The sequence below is a fragment of the Lacticaseibacillus songhuajiangensis genome, assembly GCF_003946025.1.
Taxonomy (GTDB): domain Bacteria; phylum Bacillota; class Bacilli; order Lactobacillales; family Lactobacillaceae; genus Lacticaseibacillus; species Lacticaseibacillus songhuajiangensis.
This window is the reverse complement of the sequence record NZ_RHNR01000073.1, coordinates 1-7,279: the sequence shown is the minus strand read 5'-3', so window position 1 is coordinate 7,279 and position 7,279 is coordinate 1. Positions and strand designations below refer to the sequence as shown.

At 46.9% G+C, this 7,279-nt stretch carries 6 protein-coding genes; all 6 read left to right on the top strand.

Annotated features, from left to right (window positions below; all coding sequences use genetic code 11):
* Nucleotides 1–910 precede the first annotated feature (910 nt).
* The 6 genes from EKM97_RS11630 (at nt 911) to EKM97_RS11605 (ending at nt 7,243) form a co-directional block, all read left to right on the top strand.
* Nucleotides 911–2,191, top strand: coding sequence for a replication initiation factor domain-containing protein (locus EKM97_RS11630; protein WP_125572540.1), 1,281 nt, complete (start codon nt 911–913; stop codon nt 2,189–2,191).
* A 77-nt stretch (nt 2,192–2,268) separates the two neighbouring features.
* Nucleotides 2,269–2,475, top strand: coding sequence for a DUF3173 domain-containing protein (locus EKM97_RS11625; protein ID WP_003575700.1), 207 nt, complete (start codon nt 2,269–2,271; stop codon nt 2,473–2,475).
* Entirely contained in the window at nt 2,468–3,742 is a 1,275-nt protein-coding gene (locus EKM97_RS11620) for a tyrosine-type recombinase/integrase (protein WP_125572539.1), read from the top strand. Before EKM97_RS11625 ends, EKM97_RS11620 begins: the two co-directional genes overlap by 8 nt.
* Before the next feature lie 582 nt (nt 3,743–4,324).
* The gene (locus EKM97_RS11615) at nt 4,325–5,737 is read left to right on the top strand and encodes a DHA2 family efflux MFS transporter permease subunit (protein ID WP_125572538.1); all 1,413 of its coding nucleotides are present in this window, start codon (nt 4,325–4,327) and stop codon (nt 5,735–5,737) included.
* A gap of 378 nt (nt 5,738–6,115) precedes the next feature.
* The gene (locus tag EKM97_RS11610; RefSeq protein ID WP_125572537.1) at nt 6,116–6,403 is read left to right on the top strand and encodes a hypothetical protein; all 288 of its coding nucleotides are present in this window, start codon (nt 6,116–6,118) and stop codon (nt 6,401–6,403) included.
* A 258-nt stretch (nt 6,404–6,661) separates the two neighbouring features.
* The gene (locus tag EKM97_RS11605) at nt 6,662–7,243 is read left to right on the top strand and encodes a 3'-5' exonuclease (protein WP_125572536.1); all 582 of its coding nucleotides are present in this window, start codon (nt 6,662–6,664) and stop codon (nt 7,241–7,243) included.
* The last annotated feature ends 36 nt before the right edge of the window (nt 7,244–7,279 follow it).

Sequence of the window (7,279 nt, the reverse complement as noted above, 5' to 3'; positions counted from 1 at the left end):
ACTACCCCAACATGGCATGACCTATACCGCTAACAAGAATCGGTTAAAAAGTGTTGCGCTTGATTTGACAATTGAGGAGTTTATTTCGAATTCAAAATTTCCGTGAATTAGACCAGGACTGGAGTCAAGCAATTCTTGATAGCATTAATAGAGCACCAATATTTGGTTATTTCTCCAGCAGTCCTGCGATTTGGAGTGATAGCTATTCAATTTCATCAGAAGAATTTTTTCGCCGGGAGGAAGAAGATACTAGAGCCGAAAGTATTCGTATTTCAATCCTGTCATTGAGATCGTTACGGGCATCTGACACCGGATGGGTAATCCGAAAGGTGCGAGATTCGCTGTCAACGCTATCAATAAAATTTAACTCGATTACGAACAATTCAATAATCACCGCCAAGAGTATCCAAGGCTATGTTCGATTGCTGCAAATGGTTACGTACGAGGTATATAAAGAGCGTCAGTATGGGTAGAGTAGGCTATGACGTTAAACACATTTAATCAGTTTTATATTGAATCAACTTCAAAGATCTTCCTTGATTGTAAGGGAGATCTTTTATTGATTTGTGAGTTGTTACCGACTAATCATTGTTAAGAATGTGTAACAAAAAACGTTTCTGTTTCAAATCGCGTCCTACAAACCGTCTGTATATGGTGAGAGCGAAAGTTCTCACAGACCTTCCGGAAGGGTCTTGCAACGTATGCCGCCGTGCGCGGCGTGCAGCGCGAAAGCCGCTAGCGCGAGCGGCAGCGGTCGGCGTTAGCCGGCCGCCACAAGCCCCCGGTCTCTAATAGGGGGGCAAATATTAAAGACAAAATACACGTAAGTAGGACGAAAGCGCCGGTGGCAAGCCACTTTGCGTAGGCAGATAGGTGGCTTTGTTGTCAGGTCGCTTCGAAAGGAGCTAACATGCTGAAAGATTTGAACTTAGTCGGCGGGATGACGAATACCGACTGGCTAAACCAGTTTCATGATGAGATGCGTACGCATAAGATTACTCAGGGACAATTAGCGACGACGGCTGATTACAGTCGGTCGCATTTGAACCAGTTGCTGACAGGGAAGAGCCCGATTAACAAGCAAGCGCGATTGCGGTTGACGTTGGCGCTGCGGTCGCTGACCGGGCAGAACAACATTGACGTCTGTATTGATTACTTGGGCGTTACCTTCAAGTCGCATGACTATGAAGAACTGGTGACCGAACTGTTCCAGATTAACCTCAATCACTTCAATCTCAAGGAAGGCGCACGCTATGGTTACAGTGCGACCTTCAAGTGCGGTGAAATCGATGTGTTGTTGTCGCCGTATCAAGATGTGACTGCAGACGGTTATGATCCAAGTGAAGACAGTGGCACAATGATTGAGCTGAAGGGCCAAGGCTGCCGCTATGTTGAATCTTATTTGCGCCAGCAGAACCGGACTTGGTACGACTTCTTGGAGACGTGCATTGCGCTTGACGGTCACTTCACGCGGGTTGACCTCGCCATCAATGATCGTAATGGTTTACTCGATGTGCCGACCTTGATTGAGAAGTGTGACCGCGATGAATTCACCTCGCGTTTTCACGGCTTCCGAGATAATCGCACGAAGCAGTGGGAGGTATCCGGCAGAACTTTGTATCTGGGGTCACCGCAAAGTGAGGTGTACTTCTGTATTTACGACAAGGCCTTTGAGCAACACCAGAAGCACCCTGAGATTGCGATTGAAGATCAGCCGATACGGACACGCTTTGAAGTCCGATTACGTCGCAAACGCGCCGCTGCGGCAATTAAGAATCTGTTGGCAGAGCATGATCCAGAGAAAGTTGTGTTCGGCATCATCAACCGTTACCTGCGCTTCTTGACGCCGAGCCACAAAGCCAAAAGTCAGTGGGCGACAGATCCGCGTTGGGATGCTTTCATCGGCAATTATCGCGACAAGCTGAGGCTCTCAACCAATCCTGAACCATTGAGTTACGAGCACATTACCCGCTGGCTGAAGAAACAAGTTGCGCCGTCGCTGAAGATGCTGCAGCTGATTGATCAATATAACGGCACCACTGAGCTGAAAGCGATTATTGACGGCGGCAAGCTGACGCAACGGCACTGGGACTTGATTCATCACTATCAGCACCACTGTAATGGCGTTTTGACGGATTCAGAACCAAGTGAGACATCAAAAGAGAGCGACTACGCCGACCAAAGCAAGTAGTCACCCTTCACAGATAAGATTTGGGTCCTATCTGGTTTGATTATCTCACTTCAATCAATGAGAAGGAAGTGACGTAATTGGATAAGAGCTTTGTCTGCTATCAAGATCTGATGGCATTAGGATTTAAGCAGCATACTGCGCGCGATATCATTAGACAAGCGAAACAAAGGATGGTACAAAAGGGTTATCCCTTGTATCTCAACCGAAACTTAGGGCGCGTGCCGCGTTCTGTCGTTGAGTCCATTCTCGGATCACCGATGAATGGAGCTGTTGAGAATGAGTAAAACCAAATATCCAGGCGTGTTCATAGACGCCAAAGGTAACTTCTACTATGAAACCGAGTTAGGCACCGATAAGATGAGTGGTAAGCGCGTCCGCAAGAAAGGGCGGAAGGACAGTCAAGGAATGCCATTCAGCACCGCGTTTGCGGCGAACAAGGAACTCACGCGGGTGAAACGCGAATATCATGAGGCGCATGGGTTTACGAACTTCCGCATGACTTACCGCCAATTCATGAAAGACTCGTATATCCCAGCGTACAAAACCGACGTGGAGGAAAGCACCTTCGCCGTCCGTAATCGCAGCTTTGATATCTGTATCGCGCGGTTTGGCGACTTGCTGCTGCGTGACATCGATATCACCGACGTGCAGAACTTCCGCACGTGGTTGCTCACAGATGAGAAAGACGGCGGTGCGGGCTACTCGCAAGGCTATGCTGGATTGGTGTTCGGCTGTTTCCGCAAGTCCCTTGACCACGCGGTGCAGATGCAGTATCTGTCCAGCAATGTGTCGAAGCGCGTTAAGGCGATCCCCAAGGCCAAAAGCAGCGTACCATTTTGGACGAAAGCCGAGTTTGAACAAGTTATCGCGCAAATCTGCATTGATGATATCTACGGGCACCTGAACTTCGTGATGTTGTGGCTGTACTTCCTGACTGGTGTGCGGGTCAACGAAGGTACAGCGCTGTGGTGGCGGGATGTTGATCTCGCCAAGAAGCAGCTACACGTTGACCACATGCTGGTGATGAAGAACCGGCATGACTGGGAACGCCACAACTACACGAAGACAGACAGCGGCAAGCGCATCTTGACGCTCGATGATGACACCGTGGCAATTCTACGGCGCTGGCGTGAGGTGCAGAAGAGTTTCGGTCTGGGTGGGGTTGATGATTTCATCATGACCTATGACGGCTTGCCGATGACCAAGTCCACGATTTCGCGGATTATCCACCGCTACGCCAAGTTGGCGCATGTGCACCCGGTCGAAGGCAAAGGGCTGCGCCACAGTCACGCGTCGTATCTCATCAATGAGTTCAACGTCTCGGTGCTGGTGTTGTCAAAGCGCTTAGGCCACTCGTCACCTGAGATTACGCTGAAGCACTACTCACACTTGTGGGGCGGGCTAGATGCTGACATCGCCGAGCAGATTGCGGGTAACATCACGATCAAGACGGCGGGTCAGAATCAGGTGCGGTTCGTGGGGAATCAGGCGGTAAAGTACGATCAATTAAGCCCCGCCAAACTCCCCGCCAAAACGGCAGTTGAGGCATAGAAAGCCATTGATGACGAGGGTTACCGCCGCTGAAGATACGCTCGAATGGGAATAATGGTGATACCCAACTTGCAGTAAAAAGGCCGGTTTAAAGGCAATTTGGATTTTTCTAAAGGGCCTAGAAACAGCTTAAATTCACCTAAAAATAGGAAATGCTCCGTACAACAAAGACGGCCTGATGATTTTGAAATCAGGCCGTCTTTTTTGGTGGGTTGGATTGGGTGTGACCGGGGATTAACTGTGTTTGTGATTATTTTTATGGCGTTGTTGGCAATTTTTTACTGGTATGGCGCTTTCGTTCAAAAACAACGCGGTAGCAGTGTTGTTGACAAAGATAAACTTGACATTTTCTGAAAATATCCGATATAATAACTACCGGTTAGTCACAAACGAATGTCAATTTGACATAAAAAAATCAGAATCGTAGTAAGCTGGTCGCCATTCCGGCTTACTGCTCACCCGAGTGCAGACTCGGTATCGGCCATTAAGGCCCTTTTTTTTTGCTTTCGTTTAGGTTTTGACCAGATTTGATCACGGAATTATCAGTTTGAAAACAGACACCAACATTGGAGGTTTTATCATTTGGATACAGAGCAATTAAAAGTCACACCACGGACCTTATTTGCCATTTTTGGCACCACGGCATTGGCTTTTTGTGGGGTCTTAGTTGAAACGTCGATGAACGTCACGTTCCCAACTTTGATGCAACAATTTCATACGTCGATGAACGCGGTGCAGTGGGTCACCACCGCTTACCTGCTCGCAGTCGCTGCCACCATGGTCATCGCTGGTTACGTTCAATCTCGTTTCACGGCGCGCAGTATCATTTTGACTGCGGGGGCGGCTTTTGCCATTGGTGGGATTTTATGTGCGGTCGCGACGAATTTGCCGATCATGTTGATTGGGCGGATCATTCAAGCGGTCGGTACCGGCTGTGCCATGCCGTTAGTGTTCGCCTTGATTATGCGCCAGATTCCGCAACGCAAGCAGGGAATGTACAACGGGTTGGCCGGCATGGTGATTGCCTTAGCCCCATCGCTTGGCCCAACTTACGGTGGCACAATCGTTGAATTCACCACTTGGCGGCTGATTTTCATCATCACGCTGCCAATTGGCGTCATCGCTTGCTTGATTGCCGCAAAAAATGTGAAACAACCATTTGCAGTCCAAAAGTCCAAGTTTGCAATCGATCAGTTTGCGTTGATTTTTATTGCATTGATTGCCTTGACCTTGGCAGCTAATACCTTAGGGACTGCAGGTCCAGCAAGCGTTGGCTTCATCGTGGCGTTGATTGTGGCAGTGCTCGCTTTTGCCGGATTCATTTTGCGCTCCGTAAAATCTGAGCATCCGATCCTTCAAGTGACCATTTTCAAGAATTACTTTTTCGCCCTGGCCATCACGATTTATTTCTTAATTCAATTTGGTCAAATCGGTTTCACATTCTTGTTGCCAAACTTTGCCCAGTTGACGTTGGGGGCCAGTTCAATGGCTTCCGGGGCAATGTTACTCGTCGGCAGTATCGTATCCGCAATCGTATCGCCGCTTGCTGGGCGGTTGATGGATTCAATGGGGATCAAGCACCTGGTTCGCATTGGAAGTGTGCTGTTGGTTATTGCCACTGCAAGTTTCAGCCTGCTCGCAAGTCGGCTGACAGTCGGGCTGATCACCGGTATTTTCACGATTTACTTGGTCGGCTTTGCCCTCATGTTCAACACCTTACTCACGTTTGGTTTGCAGCAGTTGGCTCCTCAACAAATGGGGGATGGTAATGCCGCTTACAACACGTTGCAACAGTACTCCGGTTCAATCGGTACTGCCATTATGGCAGCGTTGCTTGCAACTGGCGCGCGCATGGCACCGCACGCCAATGCCGCGCATCAAACCCTGAAAGGCGCGCAACTTGGCTTTTACTTTGTCACTGCGATCATGGTGGTCGTCTTAGTCCTGAGTTGGATCATCACCAGCAAAAAGCCTGAAGCTTCCGAATGGGAATAAAACTAGCATTGCGTGGCTAGTCTAATCAGATAGAATTACACTTGAGTTGGATATTTGGACAGAAAGCCGCTTCTCAACTGAAGCGGCTTTCTGTTGTTTTGGGGACCAGTATAGGGAGATAAGCATGGAAATTTTTTAGTAGCAGTACTGATTATTTCAGCAATCGTGGTATCGGTTAGTTTTGTGTTGACGATTGTATCGTTTGTGATGATGCGCCCTGCAATTTTGTTGCTTGTTGGTTTATGTGTGCTTGGGGGTGGATGTTCTTGGAATTGCGAAGTCCATACAGCACGAAGAGGCAGTTGAACAGGCGCAGATTGATGAACAGGAAAAAAGGATGCAAAGAGCTATAAGAAATTCAACAGTGCATATTTCAAAATGCAGGCAGGAACTTATATTTCAGCTGCAGGTTCGGAGAAACTTGCAAACAAAGTTCAAAATACATGGCATGATGCGATTTTTAATGATGCAGGTGCAACAGTCGTAGGTAAACAGTACACAGACTTCAGCACGGCAATCGTAAAGTTGATTGCCAGTGAAACAACGCTAACAAAGGATATCAGTACTGGAAATGACGTAATGGACGAAGCTTTAGCTAGTGTGAGAGCAGATGTAACAGATAATGCAAGTGATAAGCTTAAGAAAGCAGAGAAGCTCGTAAAGTAAGCAAAAAAACTTAAGGAAATGGTTACCTCACCGTCAGGCACTTACCAAACGTTTGGGCAAAACTTTAGTGATCAGGATGATGTGGTGTCCGATTTACTTGATTAATCCGTATATCAATATAAAGAAAAGCCGTTTCACTTAAGAAACGGCTTGTTGATTCGAACGGGCCAACAAGAGAATAGCAAACAAATGGTGGTAAAATGTGATTGTATTAAAAAAAAGATTGGGGGGTAGCGGTTATTCTACCGTTAATAAATTATGAAAAAATCAGGTACAGGGTGTCTAGGTACGGCAATTATCGTAATGCTTATTGCGTTGGCAATATATTTCTGGTGGATTTTACTTATTGCGGCGGTATTAATATTAGTGATTTTCCTGATAGCAAAAAAAACTGGTAAATCATCAAATAAGAATACGAGCAGTTCGAAGGAGTTCATCCCAGATGATTCATCAGACAGTAAAGTGATGAAAAAATCATCCGAGGAAGAATCAAGTGAAATCCCTATTCCAGTGCTTTCTGACGTCGAATATAAACCGAGTCCGGTAGTGCACAAGCTACGTCGCAAGTTGCATAGTTACGTGGTGTTTGATATAGAGACCACAGGACTGAACAGATACGAGGATGAAATTATTCAAATTTCTGGAGTAAAGGTGCGTGCCGATGAAGTGGTTGGTACCTTTAACTCATATGTTCAACCAATTGAGTCAATTCCAGAAAATATTACCTATCTAGTGGCTGGTGAATTAGCCCTAACTTTCAGGCAAATCCGCGATAACTTTGTAATCAATCTTCACCGCAGTCTTATTCTTTTTGGCAGTAATCGAAATTGGTCTACTTAAAACTGCGAGAAGATTTTCCAAATTCGCCATGACCAC